The sequence below is a fragment of the Tolypothrix tenuis PCC 7101 genome (genome assembly GCF_963874875.1).
In the GTDB taxonomy this organism is placed as follows: domain Bacteria; phylum Cyanobacteriota; class Cyanobacteriia; order Cyanobacteriales; family Nostocaceae; genus Aulosira; species Aulosira tenue.
Genome location: NZ_CAWNJS010000001.1, coordinates 8,176,649 through 8,198,231, shown reverse-complemented (window position 1 = coordinate 8,198,231; position 21,583 = coordinate 8,176,649). Strand labels below are relative to the sequence as shown.

General features: G+C 40.2%; 19 protein-coding genes. 11 read left to right on the top strand and 8 right to left on the bottom strand.

What is annotated here, in order from left to right; translation table 11 throughout:
* Positions 1–35: 35 nt before the first annotated feature.
* Together rsmG and AACU25_RS32320 are read right to left on the bottom strand one after the other, a co-directional pair.
* On the bottom strand, positions 36–773 hold the full coding sequence (gene rsmG, locus AACU25_RS32325; protein ID WP_096582718.1) for a 16S rRNA (guanine(527)-N(7))-methyltransferase RsmG: 738 nt from the start codon (positions 771–773) through the stop codon (positions 36–38).
* 147 nt (positions 774–920) lie between these two features.
* The gene (locus AACU25_RS32320; protein ID WP_045869965.1) at positions 921–1,595 is read right to left on the bottom strand and encodes an ABC transporter ATP-binding protein; all 675 of its coding nucleotides are present in this window, start codon (positions 1,593–1,595) and stop codon (positions 921–923) included.
* A gap of 391 nt (positions 1,596–1,986) precedes the next feature.
* Here AACU25_RS32320 and AACU25_RS32315 point away from each other — a divergent pair, with 391 nt between their 5' ends.
* From AACU25_RS32315 to AACU25_RS32295, 5 genes are all read left to right on the top strand, one after another.
* Positions 1,987–2,919: a Sll0314/Alr1548 family TPR repeat-containing protein gene (locus tag AACU25_RS32315; protein ID WP_096582716.1), complete on the top strand. Its 933-nt coding sequence runs from the start codon at positions 1,987–1,989 to the stop codon at positions 2,917–2,919.
* Between the two features lie 213 nt (positions 2,920–3,132).
* Positions 3,133–3,585 carry a DUF3531 family protein gene (locus AACU25_RS32310; RefSeq protein WP_096582714.1) on the top strand — a complete coding sequence of 151 codons (453 nt, stop codon included), beginning with the start codon at positions 3,133–3,135 and terminating at the stop codon, positions 3,583–3,585.
* Between the two features lie 17 nt (positions 3,586–3,602).
* Positions 3,603–4,034: an NUDIX hydrolase gene (locus AACU25_RS32305; RefSeq protein WP_096582712.1), complete on the top strand. Its 432-nt coding sequence runs from the start codon at positions 3,603–3,605 to the stop codon at positions 4,032–4,034.
* A gap of 1,213 nt (positions 4,035–5,247) precedes the next feature.
* On the top strand, positions 5,248–5,580 hold the full coding sequence (locus AACU25_RS32300) for a Mo-dependent nitrogenase C-terminal domain-containing protein (RefSeq protein ID WP_096582710.1): 333 nt from the start codon (positions 5,248–5,250) through the stop codon (positions 5,578–5,580).
* Positions 5,581–5,602: 22 nt separating this feature from the next.
* On the top strand, positions 5,603–5,875 hold the full coding sequence (locus tag AACU25_RS32295) for a cupin domain-containing protein (protein ID WP_096582708.1): 273 nt from the start codon (positions 5,603–5,605) through the stop codon (positions 5,873–5,875).
* 63 nt (positions 5,876–5,938) lie between these two features.
* Here the strand turns inward: AACU25_RS32295 and AACU25_RS32290 are convergent, their stop codons facing one another.
* Positions 5,939–6,499, bottom strand: coding sequence for a hypothetical protein (locus tag AACU25_RS32290; protein WP_096582706.1), 561 nt, complete (start codon positions 6,497–6,499; stop codon positions 5,939–5,941).
* Between the two features lie 127 nt (positions 6,500–6,626).
* Between AACU25_RS32290 and AACU25_RS32285 the strand changes: the two genes are divergently transcribed.
* The 4 genes from AACU25_RS32285 (at position 6,627) to AACU25_RS32270 (ending at position 9,850) form a co-directional block, all read left to right on the top strand.
* Positions 6,627–7,373 carry a creatininase family protein gene (locus AACU25_RS32285; RefSeq protein ID WP_096582704.1) on the top strand — a complete coding sequence of 249 codons (747 nt, stop codon included), beginning with the start codon at positions 6,627–6,629 and terminating at the stop codon, positions 7,371–7,373.
* An 857-nt stretch (positions 7,374–8,230) separates the two neighbouring features.
* Positions 8,231–9,040, top strand: coding sequence for an SDR family NAD(P)-dependent oxidoreductase (locus tag AACU25_RS32280; RefSeq protein WP_096582702.1), 810 nt, complete (start codon positions 8,231–8,233; stop codon positions 9,038–9,040).
* 128 nt (positions 9,041–9,168) lie between these two features.
* The gene (locus tag AACU25_RS32275) at positions 9,169–9,468 is read left to right on the top strand and encodes a type II toxin-antitoxin system HigB family toxin (RefSeq protein WP_096582700.1); all 300 of its coding nucleotides are present in this window, start codon (positions 9,169–9,171) and stop codon (positions 9,466–9,468) included.
* On the top strand, positions 9,452–9,850 hold the full coding sequence (locus tag AACU25_RS32270; protein ID WP_096582698.1) for a helix-turn-helix domain-containing protein: 399 nt from the start codon (positions 9,452–9,454) through the stop codon (positions 9,848–9,850). Before AACU25_RS32275 ends, AACU25_RS32270 begins: the two co-directional genes overlap by 17 nt.
* A gap of 243 nt (positions 9,851–10,093) precedes the next feature.
* Here the strand turns inward: AACU25_RS32270 and AACU25_RS32265 are convergent, their stop codons facing one another.
* The 5 genes from AACU25_RS32265 to AACU25_RS32245 all read right to left on the bottom strand — a co-directional run bounded on the left by AACU25_RS32265 (position 10,094) and on the right by AACU25_RS32245 (position 19,416).
* Entirely contained in the window at positions 10,094–11,254 is a 1,161-nt protein-coding gene (locus AACU25_RS32265; protein ID WP_096582696.1) for a hybrid sensor histidine kinase/response regulator, read from the bottom strand.
* A 6-nt stretch (positions 11,255–11,260) separates the two neighbouring features.
* Positions 11,261–15,040, bottom strand: a complete 3,780-nt coding sequence (locus AACU25_RS32260) for a PAS domain-containing protein (RefSeq protein ID WP_096582694.1) — start codon at positions 15,038–15,040, stop codon at positions 11,261–11,263.
* A 270-nt stretch (positions 15,041–15,310) separates the two neighbouring features.
* Entirely contained in the window at positions 15,311–16,486 is a 1,176-nt protein-coding gene (locus AACU25_RS32255; protein WP_096582692.1) for a hybrid sensor histidine kinase/response regulator, read from the bottom strand.
* A 232-nt stretch (positions 16,487–16,718) separates the two neighbouring features.
* Entirely contained in the window at positions 16,719–17,165 is a 447-nt protein-coding gene (locus tag AACU25_RS32250) for a response regulator (protein WP_045869951.1), read from the bottom strand.
* A complete protein-coding gene (locus tag AACU25_RS32245) occupies positions 17,113–19,416 on the bottom strand; it encodes a sensor histidine kinase (protein WP_096582690.1) in 2,304 nt (767 codons plus the stop codon). Before AACU25_RS32245 ends, AACU25_RS32250 begins: the two co-directional genes overlap by 53 nt.
* Before the next feature lie 1,104 nt (positions 19,417–20,520).
* Between AACU25_RS32245 and AACU25_RS32240 the strand changes: the two genes are divergently transcribed.
* Complete coding sequence (locus AACU25_RS32240; RefSeq protein ID WP_096582686.1) at positions 20,521–21,003, top strand: adenosine-specific kinase; 483 nt, start codon at positions 20,521–20,523, stop codon at positions 21,001–21,003.
* Between the two features lie 123 nt (positions 21,004–21,126).
* Positions 21,127–21,582 carry a hypothetical protein gene (locus tag AACU25_RS32235; protein WP_096582683.1) on the top strand — a complete coding sequence of 152 codons (456 nt, stop codon included), beginning with the start codon at positions 21,127–21,129 and terminating at the stop codon, positions 21,580–21,582.
* Position 21,583: the final 1 nt, after the last annotated feature.

The following is a 21,583-nucleotide window of genomic DNA, read 5'->3' as shown; positions in this document are numbered from 1 at the left end:
AAACCCTCATCAAGGCTGACTACCTCACATACTGGCTAAAGTGGCTTTTGAGTTGGTACACCCACAGCACGGGGAAAGTTGGCTGGTGTAGCTGCTACCTTACGCAGGTATAAACAGTGACGAATACTATCACTCAGAGGAGTAGTAAATTGTTCTATCACTGCAATTACCCCACCCAACTGATCGACAGCATTGTGCAAAGCTGTAGTTTCCTCTTGTGTCCAATTACCTCGGTAAATAACTGCTAAACCCCCAACTTTCAGCAATGGTAAAGCATATTCCGCACAGACAGAAGCAGGCCCAACAGCGCGGATTGTCGCTACATCATAATTTTGTCGGTGCTGGCGTTGCTGGCCGATTTCTTCAACTCTACCTACAAGAGTTTTGCCATTACTCAAACCCAGTGTAGTCAAGATTTTTTCAATAAAAGTAACTTTTTTGCGAGTAGAATCGAGCAGCGTAATTTGAGAATTAGCAGATGCGATCGCAATAGGAATCCCCGGAAAACCCGCACCCGTACCAATATCAATCACAGATGCACCTGCTGCTAGAGAATCAATAAATTGCATCTGTGGCGCAATTCCCCGCAGCGAATCCCAAAGATGTTTCTCCCAAAACTCTTCAGCTTCAGTAATGCGAGTTAAATTGAACTGGCTATTTCCTTCCAGAATTAATTCATAAAGCTGCTGAAATTGTAACTGCTGTTGAGTATTTGGTTGCCAATTGAGAGTTTTTTGCCAGATTTCTGCCATTTCGGGCAATAAGTTTGTCATTTGTCATTAGGTAATTGGTAATTGGTAATGGGTAATTGGTGTTTGGGGTTTGGTGTTTGTTTTTTCTCCCCTGCTCCCTGCTCCCTGCTCCCTGCCCCCTTGCTTTTCCCAGTCCCCAGTCCCCAATCCCCAGTCCCCAATCCCCAATCACACCGCCGGCTGGGGTTCTTGAACTTTAGCTTTCAATACCTCTGGATCGACAGATTTAAGTTCACCGTGGTTAAGTGTCCAACAAGAATCTGCGATCGCTAACATATCTCCAGCGTCGTGTGTAACGACAAACAATGTCCAATCTTTTTTTAGCTTTGCCAATAAACTGACTAACTGCCGACGCATTGACCAGTCTAACCCGGCTGTTGGTTCGTCTAATAATAATAAATTTGGTTGGCGAATTAACTGTACCGCCAAAGCTAAACGTCGCTGTTGTCCACCACTTAATGCATGGGGTGATGCTGACAGTGATAAATGCTCTAATCCGACTTCGCTTAATGCTTGCCTAACTCGCTCTGACCCTAGTTCTGGATGCCCTAAGCGTAATTCTTCTAATATTGTACCGCCGCAAAAGTGCCGTTCTGGGAACTGAAATACTAACCCAGCTAATTGTTGTAGCTGTTCGGAAATCAGTTCTTGTTCGCGCCAGAACACTGCGCCGGATGTAGGTTCAGCTAGTCCAGATAAAATTTCTAATAAGGTACTTTTACCAGAACCGCTAGGGCCAATAATCAAACCCAGCTGTTGCGGTGCTAATTCCAAGTTTATTCCTTTGAGAATCGCTGTGGGGCTGGCTGTTGGATGATAAACCAGATTTCTAAGATAGAGCATTTGTTAAGATTACCAAAAAGTTGGCGAATAACTGAATCGATGACGCTTAACTACACGCAGAGCAATTAAAAATTTCCCAAAACATTCATAACGCATAACCTGCCTAAAAACCTAATCTCACGGCTAGAGTCATGTACTTATAACTAGGAGTCACAAGCCTATCTAGCTCAAGTTTTAACACTAAAACAAAAGCCAACCTTCTACTTTTCTCTATTGTGGCAAACTTCCCCCTGAAGAATGGCTACAAGCTTGATGGGAACCTGCAAAAATTAGAGAGGTCGAACTATGTAGACAATGCTGGCAAAAATCAACCTAAGTACAGATTAATCATTTTTTTGCATTTTAGGTAACATAAACAACTATTTCAACCGCAATTATTCTGAGGGTTACAATGACAAAATGGTTTTCTGCTCCTCAAGCAATTGTGTTTGCGAGAGTCACTAAGCTTGCTCAGACAACTTTTGCTGCTGCGATCGCATTCAATTTGGGAATGAACCCCACGCTGGCTGGCGATCCTTTCCGTCGTAATGCACCTCATGAAATTGGGGATAAAACAGAAGCGGCTTTTAAAGCGGTTTTTCAAAAAGGTAACTATCAAGAAGCAGAACGTTACTTAAATCAAGCAATATCCAGCGAACCGAATGAACCTTTAGCCTATGCTATGAAGGCATCTCTAGCCTATGCCAACAAAGATTTAACTTCCTTAGACACATACAGTAAAAAAACCCTCGAAACCGGACAAAAGTTGATAGAGAAAGACCCCCTGCGCGGTAATTTATACACAGCAGTAGGGAATTTCCTAGAGGGAGCAACGATGATCACCCGTGAAGGCGCAGGTGGTGCAGCACAAGCCTTAAGTCGCTTGCGGCAAGTTTACCAATATTTAGACAAAGCAGAAGCAGTTTCAGCCAACGATCCAGAAGTAAACCTCATTAGAGGCTATATGGATTTGCTACTCGCTGTTAATCTGCCTTTTTCTAACCCAGACGAAGCGATTCAACGCCTAGAAAACAATGCTGCGCCTAAATATCTTGCCGATCGGGGGATTGCCCTTGGCTACCGAGATTTAAAAAATTACTCTCAAGCCCTAGAGTACGCCAACCGTGCCTTAAAAGGCACATCTGACAACCCAGAGTTATATTATCTCAAAGCCCAAATCCTCCACGCCCAAGGAAAAAGAGACAACAACCGTGAATTAATTAAAGAAGCGATCGCTAACTTCGACACCGCCTTAAGCAAAAAATCCCAACTCCCAACCAGCTTAGTCCAACAAATCGAATCCGAACGCAATAATGCGAATAATCGGTTGAAGAGTTTTAGTTAGGAAATGGGCATGGGGCATTGGGTAATGGGTAATCGGTAATGGGTAATCAGTAATGGGTAATCGGTAATGGGTAATCGGTAAGAGGAATGTTGTTTAATTTGTTCTTTTTCCCCCTTGCCCCCTGCACCCTGCCCCCTTGCTTTTTCCCAGTCCCCAATCCCCAATCCTGATATGCTTATTTTCAGAAAACTGTAACGGAGAAATATAACAGCAATGTATATCCAGTTTCGTGAGTTTAATCCTTTTGATGTATGGATTTGGCTGAGGTTTAGCACGATTCCTTCGGCGCGTGAAAGGCAATATATAGAAGAGGTTTTCAATTCTTGGTTTTATTTAGGTAAATTGGGTGCTTTTAACGCCGAAAATCTTCAGGTGCAAGACACAGGACTGGATATTAGTTACATGAATTACGACGAGCAAGGTTATGACAAAAGCTTGCTGGCGCTGATGCATAACATGGGTGAATTTGAGTATGAAGGGGAGTGGGGACGCTGTTGGTTTGATTTGGGAACCAGTGATGCGATCGCCTTAGATATCTTAATTAACGCTCTCACTCAGCTTAGTGAGGAATATGTCACTATTGAGGAATTATATATCGGTGGCGAAAACGAAGATTGGCCCATAGAGGAGAACGAAAACAACTCTTACTCTATGTACGATAATTAGTGACTTAAGTTACAAAAATGAGCAAAGCAGGAGAAATTCGGGTACTAGCCTTGGGATTAATTCGCGATGGTGAACGGATATTTGTTTCCGAAGGCTACGATCCCGCCAAGCAGTCTACATTTTACCGAGCGTTAGGCGGTGGAGTAGATTTTGGTGAAACCAGCCTCATAGCCCTAAAAAGGGAATTTCAAGAAGAAATTCAAGCAGAATTAACCAATATTCGCTATTTAGGCTGTATAGAGAACCTATTTATATTTAATGGCAGGCAAGGACACGAAATTATTCAACTTTATCAATGTGATTTTGCCGATTCTAAATTTTATCAATTAGAGAGCCTCTTCTTTTCTGAGTCCCCAAACCATAAACATCGGGCACTTTGGATTAATATTGAACGGTTCAAATCAGGCGAATTAACACTAGTACCGACGGAATTTTTCAATTATTTATAAGTAGGGAGGCATAATTATTTGTAGGATGGGTTAGCGATAGCGTAACCCATGCGGGTGTTGGGTTACCCTACGGGAAGCCGCTGCGCGTCTACGTGCCTCAACCCAACCTACGTCCATCTTATATTTAATTCCAACCAACTACTTAAGATTGCTCTAGTTCTTAGCAGAGTCAGCACAATACAGTTCGGTTAATATCAATCAATTGACGTTTAAATCCTGTAGAGACGCGATTTATCGCGTCTCCACAAACCCAAAATCCTGACGAAAAATTCTTAACCGAACCGTATTTAGAAGAAATTGGGCAGAGGGTGCAAAGCGACAAATACCCTATGCTCGATTGATTATGCGCGCTTGTAGCTATAAATATGCTTGATATTGCAATAGACAAATAAAAATAAATTCTTTGTAGGGGCACGGCATCTACAATCTTGTGGTACATCCAATTATCTTACTGGTGCCGTGCCCTTACCTACCCATCTGTCTCCAGTTCCTACAAATAACTTCTGAGAATGCAGAATTAATTTGTGAAAATATCTATTGCATAGAAGAAGAGAATTGTGCTATTTTCTGCAACTTACTTTTATTGTTTAGCTCGTACTAAACATCTAATATGATGTTGAGCCTGTAATTTAACTTTTAGCCTGAAACTTTAATTAAAATTCAACTCAGTTTTAACCAATTATTAGAAGTATCATGAGAGCTTATATGAGGCTTTACTGGGTAAAATTTGATTTACTAGTTATTTAGATAAATTTTTTCTATACTTTTGTAACATAAATAACAATTTGCTGGATATTGATACCTTTAAAATCAAATTCCTTAGAGTATAATCCTAGCGAAATCTGGCTATAGTCAGATTAAAACCGCGCTTATACAGACAAAAGTACATCTCAGGATACTGTGCATTTTCCTAACTCGGATCTACATTTGATATATAAGATTGGTATGTGGAATATAAGGAATTAATAACTTTTCGCTATACCATCTTTATAATTTCTTTGTTATTTTGTATTTAACTGGACAGTTCTGCAGCAGGTGGTGCGTTTAAATATCTATTAGTTGCACCATAGGCAATAAATTCTCAAACATATTTAATTGGTTGACTTAGGCTAATTTATATTGCCAAGTGCAATGTAAATTGCTTAAATCGAGATGCGAGTTAAATTGCAAATTGGTAAATAGTTCATTTCTAGCAAAAACCTTACTTAAGACCATGATTAAAACCGCAAACCAACCTATTGTTTTCTCCGCTTTTATTAGCCCTCTTAGCGAAAAAGACAATCCTAAATTTGATTTATTGCAACCATTACGCCAATGGCTTGACAATTTGGAAATTCACAATCAGAAAGTTGCGAAATTTATTGCCAAACTCATCCCTGCACAATGCCCCTTTGAGCGCGATATCATGCTGTTTGGGCGCAAAATTGCTCATATTCCCCCTATGTGCAAGCTTAATCCTCTTTACGATCAATTTGTCGGCTTGCGTTTTCGCGCACTATGCTATTTAGTAGATAAATGCGGAGAGGATATCCAATCCTACTGCTAAATAAAATTCGATCAAGTGCGGCATGGAAATTAAAATTGAGCATCAACCCAGTCAAGAACGCCTCGAAGAGTTAGGTGTAAAAAAGTGGGGAATTTGGCAAAAAGAAGTTTCAAAATTCCCTTGGACTTATGATTCTCAAGAAACTTGCTACTTTTTGGCAGGAGATGTAATTGTTACGCCAGATGGTGGACAGCCAGTGCAAATGGGTAAAGGTGATTTAGTAGTCTTCCCAGCTGGAATGTCTTGTACATGGGAAATCACCAGTGACGTGAAAAAACATTATTCCTTTGATTAATCAAAATAAAACTTGATCCCCAATATCTTCTCATCTCATTGGGAAAGTAAATATCTAAATATCTCAATTCTTACTCAAATTGTATGGGGGTTCGCAACGATTGTTATAGGATAAAGTTGCAGAATCTGTAAATTGCTTATATCCATATCTCTCAAAATTCGTTGCAACTCCATCACCGAGACAATATTCGTAAAAATAGATGGTTTCATTACCGCTAAATTTGGCAGAAAGTTCCTTCCAAATAGGCGGCTGATAGCCAAATATATAGTTATAGAACTTTGTAGCCTCAGCTTTATCGTAATTATAGCTGCCTGGGTATTGGAAAAAATCGCCGTTGAAGTTTAAGGTTATAGACTTTGCTTGATTTCTGACAAAAGTGATAGAAAAATCACTTTTAGGAAACTGCTTAAATAGCTGTCGGAAACTTTTGGGAGCATAAGTATAAGTAACTTGCTCACCATTAGTTTTTTTGGTAATGTAACGTCCAAAATAGCGTTCAATAGTTTGAGGCGTTTGATTTAACACATAGCGTCCCGCCAAAGCTGGAGGCGCGATCGCACTATTGATTAGTATCAATCCCACAGTCAACCCAGCCAAACCTAGCCAAACATCACGAGATTTCATAGTTATTACCTCCACCTCACAGCCAGGGAGTTCATAATCATGTTAGTGGGAGGCTGATTAATAACGATGCTATTTCATAGCACAATGTTTCTTCCCGCCGCCATATTAAAGAGGAAGTTGACTAAAAATGTTACTACATTTAAGTACCTGGCCTGAGGTCGAAGCTTATCTACAGCAGTCTAGAGGTCTGATTTTTCCTATAGGTTCCACAGAACAGCATGGCCCCACCGGATTAATTGGTACAGATGCGATTTGTGCAGAAGCGATCGCCCGTGGTGTTGGTGAAGCAACTCAAGCAATGGTAGGCCCTACAATCAATGTTGGCATGGCTCTACATCATACCGCCTTTCCCGGTACTATAAGTCTGCGTCCCAGCACTTTAATTCAGGTAGTGCGAGATTATGTAACTTGTTTAGTCAAAGCAGGTTTTACCAAGTTCTACTTTATCAACGGACATGGCGGTAACATCGCCACCCTCAAAGCAGCTTTCTCGGAAACTTACGCCCACTTAGAAGATTTGCAGATTCCCAACGCCCAACGGGTACAATGCCAAGTAGGTAATTGGTTTATGTGCAGTTCGGTCTATAAACTGGCGAAAGAATTATATGGGGATCAAGAAGGTTCCCATGCTACCCCTAGCGAAGTAGCTGTTACCCAATATGTTTATCCAGAAGCAATTAAGCAAGCACCCCTTTCCCCAGAAGTAGCCTCAGGACACAGAATTTACAGTGCAGCCGACTTTCGATTACATTACCCCGATGGACGCATGGGTTCAAATCCCGCCTTAGCCACCCCAGAACATGGTAAGCAATTTTATGAATTAGCCGTCAAAGAACTCAGCAACAACTATTTAGAATTTTTAAACGCAGAATAAAATCAATCGAGAAAAACCCAAAAAATTAGTTACTCAACAAAAAACCGAAAACTAATTTTGGAGGGGGTTTGGGGGACGCAACCGTCCGAAGTTTTGTGGAAGGAAACCTTCCCCACAAACTTCACCCAATCGGGGGTTTGGGGGATTCTCCCCCAAACTTAGGCTTTTTCAACAAGAAACAAATAAATGCTTTAAATTATATAGCTAATACCAATTCAAATAATGTTTGCGACAGATAAATTCTTTGTAAGGGTACGGCATCCGCAATCTTTTGGCATATCAAATATCTTATTGGTGCTGTGCCCCTACCCATCTATCGCATTCTTTATTTCAAAATGTTATTATTTGCACTAATCTCCAAGAATGACGCTAAATCTGAGGTTCGCTAATGGTTGAATTAACTTCAAATGAAAGCCTCATAATATGAAGTATGAATTTTGTTGTTTCAAACATAAATTAGCCTCATCGCAAGAAGAAGTTAAATTTAATCCTCATATTTAAACACACATATTAATTATTAGCTTACATCTTCAAAAAAGCCTGTGATAAATTGCTGCGCGTCTATGACAGCTAACTTCATTTAAACTGATGCATGATTTTAGTTATTTACAACACAAAATTCTCACTTCTGTTACAACGCATCATGTAATTAATTATGAAAAAATATGCATAATTTGTGCCGTAAATCACAATAAATAATTTAATATTACTTCTATAAATTGCTACTGTCTTAAAAAGATTAATTGTTGCCAATTTGGCAACATATATCAGCAGTTATCAACTTCAATTCTTTTATAAAACTCTCTAAATCTTTATTGAGTATTTATGCATACTCAATAAATTACCATATTCTTGAGATGAATAATACCCCAAAAAGTCCGCGTCAAAAAACTGCTTTAATTACCGGAGCCGCTAGTGGTATTGGTTACCAATTAGCCTACATTTTTGGTAGAAATAATTACAATTTGGTGTTAGTAGATAAAAACGCGGATAAGCTAGCTGAAATTGCATCAGACTTTGCTCAAAAATTTAACATAGTTGTCAAAACTTTTGCCAAAGACTTATCTATACCTACCTCTCCCACAGAAATTTTCACAGAATTACAACAATCATCTATTAAAGTTGATGTGTTGGTAAATAATGCAGGCTTTGGTACTTATGGAGTCTTTGCAGAAACAGATCTGACTACTGAACTGAATATGCTACAGGTCAATATAGTGAGTCTCACTCATTTAACAAAATTGTTCCTCAAGGATATGGTAGAGCAAGGCTATGGCAAAATTTTAAATGTTGCCTCGGTTGCTGCTTTTCAACCAGGGCCTTTAATGGCGGTTTATTTTGCAACTAAAGCCTATGTCTTATCATTTTCAGAAGCGATCGCACAGGAATTAGAAGGTACAGGTGTTAGTGTTACTGTACTTTGTCCCGGCCCCACAGCAACGGAATTTCAAAAAACTGCTGCAATGGAAGACTCAAAAATTGCCAGTGTCAATCGGATGATGAATACAGAAAGGGTTGCTAAAATTGGTTATCGCAGTTTAATGGCAAATAAAACAGTTGTGATTCCTGGCTTGAGAAATAGAATCCTCACGGAAAGTGTAAGGTTTACACCCAGAAAGCTGGTGACAAAAGTTGTGAAAAGTATGCACGAATTGAAGAATAGATAATCAGAATTAAAAGTAGGATGCATTATAACGCATCCTACTTTTAATTATTGACATTTAACTCTCAAAATGAGAGGATAAATTGAGTTGTGGAATTTTATGAATAAATATGCTTAGACTAGCAAAGACGAATGCATTTAATTTCAATTCGTAATCTCCGCATTGATACTACTCAGTTTCCTGATGTCAAAAAGCAAATAGAGGACTGGTACACTACTGTTAAGAAGGCAGATTGGCAAAACCTCGAAGATGTAAGAAAAATTTATCGTGATGCAGAAGCAGTAGGAAATTTTACTGTTTTTAATATTAAAGGCAATGATTATCGTCTAATTGTTGGTATTGATTACGAAAACCAGGTTGTCTATTACAAGTATTTTCTGACACACGCTGAATACGATAAAGATAAATGGAAAAATGACCCTTACTTTTGACCAAAATAGCTATCGTCATCTCTTAGCAGAAGTTGTTCCTGTCGCAATAGAAACAGAACAAGAGTACGAACGTATTCTCAAGCTAGTAGAACAGCTAACTTTTAAGAAGAATCGCACTAAGGAAGAGCAAGCTTTATACAAGCTGCTGATCATCTTGATTGAAGCTTATGAGACAGAACATTATCCGATGGAAGAATCTGCACCTCATGAAATTCTCCAGCATATTATGGAAGAGAGTGGAACTCGTCAAGCTGATTTAGTGGGAATTATTGGTTCAAGTGGTGTAGTGTCTGAGGTTGTCAATGGTAAGCGTTCGATTAGTAAAGCGCAAGCTAAAGCTTTGAGTGAGTATTTTAAAGTTGCGCCTAGTTTGTTTATTTGAAAAGGTAGGATATGTTAGCTATTGCGCCTGTATTTGGTGATGAATCTAAAGAGTTTCAAGCTAATATCTAAATTTGGTATAGTGTTGGGTTTCGCTTTGCTCAACCCAACCTAAATCTGTAGCGATAATGTTACAAATTGCTATAAGTTTTACTTAAACGACTTGGTGAATTTATTGCTTTTTTTAACTATTGTTGATGTCAAACTAACTTTTGCTTACACAAAAATTATGAATTTGTGAAGGTTAATCATGGTTGGGCTGGTAGAGGTTAGAGTTGGAGTTTTCCAGTTTTAAAGAGGGTAGAGTAACAGTAAAGGTTGTGCCGACTCCAACAGTGCTATCAACTAATATTTGCCCACCATGTGCATCAACACACTTTTTCGCAATTGATAACCCTAATCCTGTGCCGGGAATTTTATTGACGTTAATTCCGCGATGAAATGGTGTAAATAGCTTTTCTAAATCTTTTTCTGTTAGCCCAATTCCTTGGTCTTGAACTTGAAATTGAATGTAATCTGGCTCGCAGTGTAAGTTAAATGTGACTGGGGTGCCATTGGGAGAGTATTTTAGAGCATTTTCTAGCAAGTTGTTCAGGATATGTTGCAATAAGTTGGGATCGAGTTCATAAAAAAGATTTTCTGGTTCGTCACATCCCGAAACGTTGTAAATAAATCTATCTGTATTTTGAGCACGGGATTGTAAATCCTCTACCAAGAAAGAGCAAAACTGGTAAATATTAATTGGTGTTGGTTGATAGTGAAACTGCTCTTGTTCTACTTGGCCGAGAACCAACACATCTGTAATCAATTGCGCCATGTGCTGGATAGCTGCTTTCCCCCGTTCGATATGAGCTTGTCGTTTTTGGGAATTGAGTATGTCTGGCTGTTCTAAGAGTTCTAGGGTTAAGAGTATGGAACTTAAGGGATTGCGAAATTCATGGGAAACAATGGAGACGAATTGAGATTTCAGCTCATTTAGCCGTTTTTCTTTTTGTAGTGCTTGTCGAATGGCTTGTTCGGCAATATGGTTAGCCAAAGCTACCTGAATCGCAATAATTAGATCCTGTTCTTCAAAAGGTTTAACGATATAGCCGTAGGGATGGGTGGCGATCGCTTCTGTTAAAGTTGACTCATCAGCATGGGCAGTGAGAAACACGACAGGTATCTGAAATTGTTGGCGAATTTGATCTGCTGCTTCAATTCCGCTTTTGTCACCTTGCAGATAAATATCCATCAACACTAAATCTGGTTTGTGATCTGCAACCAGTTCCAAAGCTTTTTCGGCAGAATTAGCAGTTCCAGAGACGTTGTAGCCTAACTTTTTCAAATGCTGTTTGATGTCTAAAGCAATCACCCATTCATCTTCAACAATCAAGATACTGGGTTTAGAAGATTGTTGTGCCATATCATATTACAACCTTTTTTTCAAGAGAATCTTAAATTGACTGCCTCCTTGTCTAGATAGTTGCAGTGTACCTCCAAGTTGCTCTACTAAACCTTGTATAAGTTGCATTCCCAATGAAGTAGTACACTGTGGATCAATATCGGCAGGTATCCCAATTCCATTATCTTTGACAACTAGACAATAATACTCAGGAGTATGCAACCAAAATTGCAGTGCTATTTCACCTTTTTGGTTGGGGAAAGCGTATTTTAAAGCATTTGAGACTAGCTCATTAATGATTAATCCGCAGGGAACAGCCGTATCTAGGTCTAGTTCCAGTTCGCTCACCTCAATAACAAAACGGATAGCCGATTTGTTGGAAGTATAAGAACGTACTAAATCACTGACAAGGTGTTCGACATAAGTTGCGAAGTTAATCCGGGCGAGGTTTTCAGAACGGTAGAGACGTTCGTGGACGAGTGCCATTGTTTTGACTCGACGCTGGCTTTCGGTGAGTAATTTCAGTACAGCAGGGTCATCAATACTACTGGCTTGCAGACTTAATAGACTAGAAACCATTTGCATATTATTCTTAACTCGGTGATACACCTCCCGCAATAAAACTTCTTTTTCTTTGAGGGATGCTCGGATTTGTTGTTCAATTTGTCGGCGTTCTTGCAGTTCGGTTTGCAGTTGCTTGTAAAGTTCAGACTGCTGAATGGCGATCGCCAATTGGTTGGCTATTTGTTGTAACAAATCTATCTCCCAAGCTTGCCAAGAGCGAGGAGCCGAATTTTGATAAACTGCCAACAAACCCCAAAGATTTTCTCCAAAAAAAATCGGCGCGATCGCATAGGCTCTAGCTTGAAATTCTTCTAGCAGCGCAATATGACATTCTTGATGTCCAACTGTGTAAATATCTGTAACCGCAAAGGTTTCGTAGTTTTTGTAGCGTCCTCCTTCAGTTTCTTGCAAATAAGTATCTTCCCAAAGTTTTTTGAAGTTGGGTTTCACCAACTTTATCCAACCGGGGGCAACTGATTCGACAATAAAGTTGCCACTCCAATCGGCATTAAAACGATAAACCGCCGCTCGATCGGCTTGCAATGTATGTCGTACTTCATTGACAGCAGTAGTGAGAATGGCATCCAAATCTAGAGACTGGCGAATTTCATGGGTAACCAGTCGCAGTGCTTTTTCCTGCTTGGCTTGCTGTCTGATAGCTGTTTCTGCCTGTTTGCGATCGCTCACATCTAGTAAAACTCCATGCCAAGCAAAAGCTCCATTCTCCCGTGGTTCCACTTGCGAATTTACTTGCACCCATTTGAGTTTTCCAGAGGGAGTAATGATGCGATATTCCATGAAAAAAGGTTCTAAGTTCTGGATGCAACGGGCCATTAAGACAGCGCGAGGCGGTAGATCATCTGGATGAATCAGCTTGAGTAAAAAGGAAGCATCTTGCATTGCTTGCTCTGCTGTCACCTCAAAGATGGATTTACAGGCTGGGCTAATATATTCAAACCAAATCTGCCCATTGGTTTCTTGAACCATAGTGTAAACCACTACAGAAATTTTTTGGCTAAAGTTCTGCAACCACCTTTCGCTGCGTCGCAAAGCGGCTTCTGCTTGTTTGCGATTGGTGATATCCATAGCAATTCCCATCAGCCGCACAGGTTCTCCCTGTTTGTCCAGCACACAAGCGCCTCTGGCATACAACCAATGAATACTGCCATCTCGCCAGATCAGGCGATACTCTATGTCATAGGAAGAACCTTGTTTTAAAGCGTGCCGGACTTCTTGCACCACATAATCACGATCATCAGGATGAACACAACTCAAGAACAACTCGAAGGAGGGATGAGGACTAATTTCTGCTCCGTTCTCATCGAGGACACGTCCTGCAGCATCGGTTTGAAAGCCAAATAGTTTATATTCTTCAGGCGACCAGTGAACCAGGTTTGTCTCTATATCCCAGTCCCAAGTGCCCATTTTGGCAGCAGAAAGCGCTATTTGCAGTTTCTCAGTCCGTTCTTGAACTCGCTGTTCTAGCTCTTGGTTGAGTTGTTGTAATGCAGCTTCCGCGCGCTGGCGATCGCGCAGTTCTTGCTGTGCTTGTTGATAGAGTTGTGCTTGCTGAATGGCGATCGCTAGCTGATCTGCTATTTTAGTAGTGATTTCTATCTCCTGTGGTTTCCAAGGCGCTTCTGCGGCAGGCTTAGATATCGATAAGCTGCCCCAAATTTTACCGTTAACAACGATGGGCGTTAACAACCAGGCAGGAGGAGCAAACTGAGAAATTTCTAAGTTAATTGGATCTTGAATGCTATCTAATGTATCTACCTGCACTACCTGGAGTTGTTTGAGTTGTGCAGCATAGGGGTTGTCTTGATCGGGAATTTCTAACCCTGTTGTATCTGTTAGTGATGCATCTTGGCGATGAGCCGCCAGCACTTGCCAACATCGACGTTCTGGGAAATACTGCACAATAGTAGTTCTCTGAAGCCCCAATAATTGAGTTACTTCCGCTATTGTGGTTGAGAAAATTGTCGATAAATCTAGAGAACTACGAATTCTTTGGACTACTCGATTTAAAGTTTGCTCTTGCTGCGCCTGAAGTTGTAAAGCAATTTGAGCGGCTTTGCGCTCGGTAACATCTCGTGAAATACATAATATGGACTCAATCAGGTTGTCACGAGTCAGCTCGGGCGCGATTACCATTTCAAAGGAACGTACTCCATTGATTGTTGGAGTTTCAAATTCAATGATCTGCTTTTGCCCGGTTTGTAGTAGTGCTTGGGCAGCAGTTTCCCAAGCATTAACCATTGTCTCTGGGAATCCCAATTCGCGGCAGGTTTTACCTAAAAACACTTTTGCTGGAATTCCTGTGAGTTCTGTCAGGACTGGACTAGTGTAAAGATGGCGCAGCTGGGTATCGAAGCGTTCAATAATATCAGGAGAATGTTCTACCAAATTTTGGTATAGCTGTCGTGACTCTTGCAGTGCTGTTTTGATGGCTTTGCGAGCGGTAATATCAGTAACAAAGCCCTCTAAACAGAGGAGTTCACCACTGTCGGAAAATATACCTCGTCCTCGTTCCCAAACCCATTTCTCAACTCCCGATTTCGTAATAATCCGAAACTCACACTCATAGGGTTGCTGGAGTGCAACTGCTTGCTGAACCATTTCCCAAATGCGATCTCGGTCTTCGGGATGAATTTCCTGCCCACAAGAAATTGTGCGTTCTATTAAGTATTCTTTCTGAGAATAACCAGTAATATTAAATACACTTTCACTGATAAATTCAGGAGTGTAATTGCGATCGTTAGCCACCCGGTACACATAACCAGGTAAGTTGCTAATCAAAGTATTTAAGCGACGTTCGCTAGTTTGTAAAGCTTGATTTGCTAGCAACTGAGTTTGAGTTTTCTCCCAAACACTCATAACTGCTTGCGCCAACCGGCTGAAATTTGCGGGTGACTTGATCAGATAATCATCCAACCCTGCTTTCATCGCTGCAACAGCAATTTCCTCGCTACCAGCATTTGTAAACATAATTACAGGACAATTGCTGCTATAAGCTTTGAGAGTCTGCAAAACATCCAGTCCGTTTGTCCACGGTAACTGATAATCAGCGATCGCCAAATCAAAATTACGCTCTGCGATCGCCTGTGCTAACTCATCAGCATTCACAATTTCTTCAATCTGAAGCCCTGGTAAGTCTTGAGTTAGTGCTTGGATTGTGAGAGCGCGCTCAACTGGGTTAGCATCGATTAGCAGAATTCGTTGCAATAACTGCTCTCGGCTCATGAACGTCAGCTTCCAATACCTGGAAAAATAAATGTATTTTGATGCTGATCGTAATATATCTAGTTAAGTCACACTAGGTAGAAAAGCTAAAGTCATACAAATTTCTAATTAACGCCTAATGTCAATTGAGTCCTGAAACCCTCGTAATTTCGTCGATAGTTCCCAAACCAGGATTTTTTAAGCAGCCTTGAAATCCTGATGGGAAAGGGAAAAGTTTTAATTCACATCACGCGTAATTCCAAATTACGAATTACGAATTACGAATTGCTATTACAAGTTCAGCAATGGCAGTATGACAGTAAAGGTGCTACCACTGCCAACTTTGCTATCGACGAAAATCTCGCCTCCATGTGCATCAACACATTTTTTCACAATCGCTAAACCTAAGCCTGTACCCGGAATCGAGCCTACATTTTCAGCCCGTTGAAAAGGCTGAAACAAGCGTTGTTGGTCTAATTCGGGAATGCCAATACCATAATCTTGAATCCGAAACGCGATCGCATGATGTTGCCCAATGAGGTCAAAATTGACTGTGCTACCTGGTGGTGAATATTTAATTGCATTAGTAATTAAATTGCCTAAGATATGGCGCAGTAGACTCTCATCCCAGAGTGCATCTTCTAATTTTCCAGCACTGTGAAAAACTATAGTAATCTGTTTTTCCGCGCTAGCAAGTTGAACTTCATCAACTAGTTGACGGCAGAAAGCTTCTAAATTCAGGCAGACTAAATCGCATTGTAATCTGCCTGAATCAGCTTGACCAATTAATGAAACTTCATCCAAAAGCTGCGCCATGTTTTTAATCGCAGCGCGAATCATTTGGAAGTGAGAGTGTTTTTTTTCTGTGGATAATTTATTATCGTTGTCTTGCAGCAATCCTGCGGCTAGGAGAATCGTGTTCAGAGGATTGCGGATGTCATGGGAAAGCATCGAGACAAATTCCGATTTGAACTGGTTAATTTCTTTGGCTCTTACCAGTTCGGCGGTACGTTCTTCAACGCAGTGTTCTAATGTTTGATTGGTGGTGCGTAATGATTCCAAAACTTGTTTACGCTCGATCGCATAATGTATGGAGCGCACTAACAAATCTACATTCACTTGACGCTTGACTAGATAATCTTGTGCGCCTTGACGCACGGCTTCAATTGCCAGCTTGTCGTCATTGGTATTTGTTAATACCACAATCGGGATACTGGGCAAACAGTTAATTAACGTTGGTAAGGATGATAATCCCTCACTATCAGGTAAAGTGAGATCCAACAAAATGACATCGTAAGCACCAAATAACTGATCCCTACTTAATTCCTTAACTCCATCTTGTAAGCGCTGAACATGAACAACACTAAAATATTTAGATTGGGCTTGCTTGAGAAACTCTTGTAACAATCTCGCTTCTGCCAAGTTGTCCTCAATCAACAAGATTTTTACGGAGCCTGTCGCCGTCATTTTTTGGTGTCACCTCCTGATTTGTTAAGGGTCAAGGGTCAAGGGTCAAAGGTCAAGGGTCAAGGGTCAAAGGTCAAAGTTTATTAGCTAGTTTCTCTCATCTCCCTCATTATTCCCAATCCCAAATGCCAAATCCCAAATAACCCTACTTGCTGAGGTTGTGGGCCCCGAGTTACCCATTACCCATTACCCATTACCCATTACCCATTACCCATTACCCAATCCCCAACCCCTACTCCGACGGTAATGTCGCCGTAGAAAGCCAAAATTCCTCAATACCTTTGACTATTTGAAACAGCTGGCTCAGGTTGCGAGATTTGGTAATGTAGCAATTGACGTGTAAGTCGTAGCTATGAAAAATATCATCCTCGTTTCTGGAGGTGGTGAGCACGACTACAGGAATGCGCTTGAGTGTGGGGTCGCTTTTAATTTCAGCCAAGACTTCACGACCATCTTTTTTGGGCAAGTTCAAATCCAAGAGGATGAGGTCAGGACGTGAGGCGTTAGCATATTCACCTTCTTGGCGTAAATAAGCCATCGCTTCCATACCATCTCTGACCGTCACTACCTCGTGTGGTACGGTGCTGTTTTTGAGTGCTTCTTGGATTAAGCGGATATCAGCTTTGTTATCCTCGACCAAAAAGATCTTTTTGTGTTTGTCTTCCGTTTCTACGCTCACGCTCGCGGCCTCCGACTGGAATCGTAAAGTAGAAGGTAGCACCTTCGCCCAGTTGTGACTCTACCCAAATTCGTCCCCGATGGCATTCGATAATTTTCTTACAGATGGCTAGGCCCATACCTGTACCGGGATACTCTTCTCTGGTGTGTAGGCGCTGAAAGATGACGAAAATGCGATCGCTAAATCTTGGTTCTAAGCCAATACCGTTATCTTGGACGGAGAATAACCACTCATCTTCTAACCTTTCGGCTCCGATGTGAATTTTTGGTGGTTGTTCGCTGCGGAATTTGATTGCATTGGCGATGAGGTTTTGAAATAGCTGCATTAATTGTGTACTATCAGCCATCACAGTGGGTAAGGGGTCATGGGTAATCATAGCCCCAGTTTCATGAATGCGCCCGCGCAAATTACTAAGGCTGCGATTGAGTGGCGTTTCTACCTCAGTTAACCCAAATGCGATCGCTTGCATATCTACCTTGGAATATGCAAGTACGTCATCAATCAGGGTTTGCATCAAGCTAACTCCCTCAACGGCGAAGTTAATAAATTCCTTCGCGTCTTCGTCAAGTTTGTTTTCGTAGCGCATCTCTAATAGCTGTACATAGTTTGCTACTTGATTTAACGGTTCTTGTAAATCATGGGAGGCGACATAAGCAAACTTTTTCAATTCTGCGTTCGAGCGTTCTAAGTCGTGTGCTAACTGTGCTAGTTCATCGGCTTGACGCAGCACAATATTGATAATGGCTTTGCGTAATTCTAGTGCAGCTTTGATTTCAACAGCTTTCCAGCGTAAAGATGTTAACTGAACGGTTTCTTTCCACAATTCAAAGGATTTACGCGGAACTAGGCGCAGATTTCCTTCTGTTTGGTTGACTTCAAACGCTTCATTGGGATTACCACCCCAATTGACTGTTTGAATCACTTCCGGTCGAAACCATAAAACATAGTTGCGCTTAGATATGGGAATCGCTAATAAACCACTAGCGACATTTTTAAATTTTTCGGCATCTGGATAAATCCGGGGTAGGGAATCTGTGTAGAATACTTCCTCACGGACGTTATTCTTCAGCCATTGCAGTAAAAAGTTGAGGTCTTCTTCTTTGGGAGTTTGTCCAATTACTGTACAGCGATCGCCAAAACAAACAGCCGCACCTTGAGCGCTAGTTAAATTCAGCAAATTCGGCTGATGTTTTACTAACCCATCAATGAAGTTTTCTTCCTGAGACATATATTCAATTAACACTGTTTGAATATATGCCAAATTCATCCGATAGTCGTAATCTTCTGTTTCTTCTCTGGTGGAAATTTCTGTAAATATGACTCTACCTAAGAATTCGCAGGCTTTCCGCAATTCATAGGAAACATATTTCGGTGTTTGGTGATGACAAGCAATTAATCCCCAAAGTTTGCCATCTTTAATCAAGGAAATAGTTAAAGAAGCACCTACACCCATGTTGTGTAAATACTCTAAATGGCAATTCGCCGCATTTCTCAAAATTGAGTTAGTTAAATCAATTGGTTGTTGACTTTGCGGATGATTAATCGGCAGAATTTGTACTGGTTCTGCGTGAGCATCGGGGATTAATCTGATGAAATTAGAAGCAAATAGCTTTCTTGCTGGTTTAGGAATATCTGATTCTGGGTAATGTAAACCTAAATAAGGTTCCATGCTGTCTAGCTTTTCTTCAGCTATGACTGAGCCATGCCCATCATCATCAAATTTATAGAGCATTACCCGATCAAAACCAGTCACTTTGCGGACTTCTTGGACGATAATTTGACAGAAATCGCGCAGGTTTGTGGTTTTTTCTAACTGGTTAATAGATGCTCTTGCTAGGTGGTAAAAGCTTAAAAAGGGAATATTTTCTTGAGAAATAGCTGGTTCTAATTCTAGAATCAACATTCCTTCTGGATTGCGATGAAATACCGCATCAAATACTACGTAGTCATCACCTTTCTTTCTCACCCAAATCTTCGTCGGGTTAATATAATCCAGGTTACCTTCTAATATACCGGCTTTAATTCTTTCGATTTGGAAGGGGTCGAGTAAATCTTCGAGTTTTTTTTGCAATACATCTTCGGGCAATATGCCGAAAACACTCCAAGTATTACTACTAACTTGTAATATGTTCAGTTCCGGTTCCCCCAATACCAAGAGGACACCATGAGGCTGAATTTGACTACAAACGTGAATAGCTGCTTCTTTTAAGCTATTTACATTAATACTTTGTGCTTGGAATTCGGATACCATTCAGATTCTCCTCTATTTTACCGGAGCATCAAAAGTAGAGTATCAATAAATGTTAAACATTTACTGAAGTTTGCACCCTACTTAGATGTGGAAATTTAATTGCAGATGTTGGGAAGGAATGCTCGCAATACACCAGTTGCCACGGGCAGAGAATAAAGAAATACAAATTATAAAAACCTTAATAAATTCACAAATTAACAAAAGTTGGTCATTTATCGACTATATAGCTAATTCTCTGAAGCTGCAGTACTTGATTCATTCTGATGTTGCTAATCTTTTACTTTTACGTGGCATCACGCAGTATCTCCCTTATCTGCTTGCATTCACAGTTTAACAGGCAGTCAAGTTTTGTAGAGATAAGTTATATGAATAACAGGTGATTAATTGATTCGTTTGTATGTAGTTGTGTTACGTATTTTCTATTGTTAAATCATTGTTAAATATTACCACATTTACGCAGAAGGTAAGTGATAACTGTCGATCAAGGCAGATAATGGCTGGTTAATTGTTTATAGAGATTAATTGAAAAATTCAGTGATTAATAGCAGCAAGCTCAACAATTTTATCTTGTAGTTACTGCTATATATATCCTTTGAATATCGCTGACTGTAGCGAGATTTAGATCCCCGACTTTTTAAAAAAGTTGGGGATCTGGGCAGCAACTTTTGCTTAAGTAAGAGCCATAACGTACCACACATGATTAACCCTCTGGATTTGAAGATGTTCTTTTAAAGCTGATTGAAGTAACCCTTGAAACTGTTCGTGACTAATGCCCAAAATCTGTTTTGTTCTCGATGGGTATTTTTGGATATAATCGAAGACATACACATTTTAAATCCGAGTAGTAGACTTTCAATTTTAATTTCTACCACTTTTTTGTGCCTAGATTATATTTAGGACGGGTCTAATGAGGAATTAGTTATCAGAGTCACAATATTGTGCAGGGGAAGGGGGAAGGGGGAAAGGTTAAAGGGTAAGGTTTTTTCCGTTTCACTTTGCCCTGTTCCCTTTTTAATATAGTTATGTTTATTTATGCTTACCTATTTATTGCATTCAAAGGAGAATTGGTATATTTGAGTTCAAAGCTATGAGGACAACAAGAAAATGGAACTCAAAGCGGTTGAAATGCAAATTCCTGAAGGCTGTAACCTGATATTGGGACAAAGCCACTTTATTAAAACAGTGGAAGACTTATATGAGATTATGGTCAATATATCTTCACAGGTAAAGTTTGGTATTGCTTTTTGTGAAGCTTCCGGGCCATGTTTACTCAGAACTACAGGAAACGATCGCACTTTAGAAGACACAGCAATTAAAAATGCTCTCGCTATTGGTGCAGGCCATAGTTTTATAATTTTACTTAAAGAAGCTTATCCAATTAATTTTCTCAATGCTATTAAGCAGTGTCCAGAAGTTTGCTCAATTTTCTGTGCTACAGCAAATCCAGTAGAGGTAATTGTAGCTGAAACCGAGCAAGGTAGAGGTATTCTGGGTGTCGTTGATGGTTTTTCGCCCAAGGGTTTAGAAACAGCTGAAGATGTCAAAATCCGTCAGGGATTTTTACGGCAAATTGGGTATAAGCTTTGAAGGGGATGAGAACTTTGACTAAAGACGCGATGAATCGCGTCTCTACAATTCTTGGCTTTTTTATCTAAGCCAAACTCGCTTTTTTATTGAAATATTTTCAAGAGTAAAAAATGTGAGGTAAAAATGGCTATTAATTATCGAGAAAAAATTATCGCGTTGTGGACAGTATTTTTATTAGGAACACTGTTTCACACTCAACTCGGTTTAATGCCTTTGTTCCACAGTTTATCGGTTGCGGAATCGCAAAAAGCCACATCGATGAATGAAATTTCAGGGATTATGTGGTTAATGTTGGGCTTTTTTGTGTTACCGATGTTAGCAATTATTGCGACTGCTTTTGCTGATTCTAAACGCTATAGAGTGATTCATTTTGGATTGACTATATTTTACAGCGTGATGAATTTACTGCATCTGATTGTTGACTTATTTGTAACACCAATTTTTTGGTATCAAATTGCTTTGATGGCGCTTTTATTGGGTGTGGGTTTACTACTAAATGTTGTGGCTTACCAATGGCTGCGATCGCCCCACGAAAAGGGTAGACAATGGACAGAACCATTGACACAATCACATTTGTAAT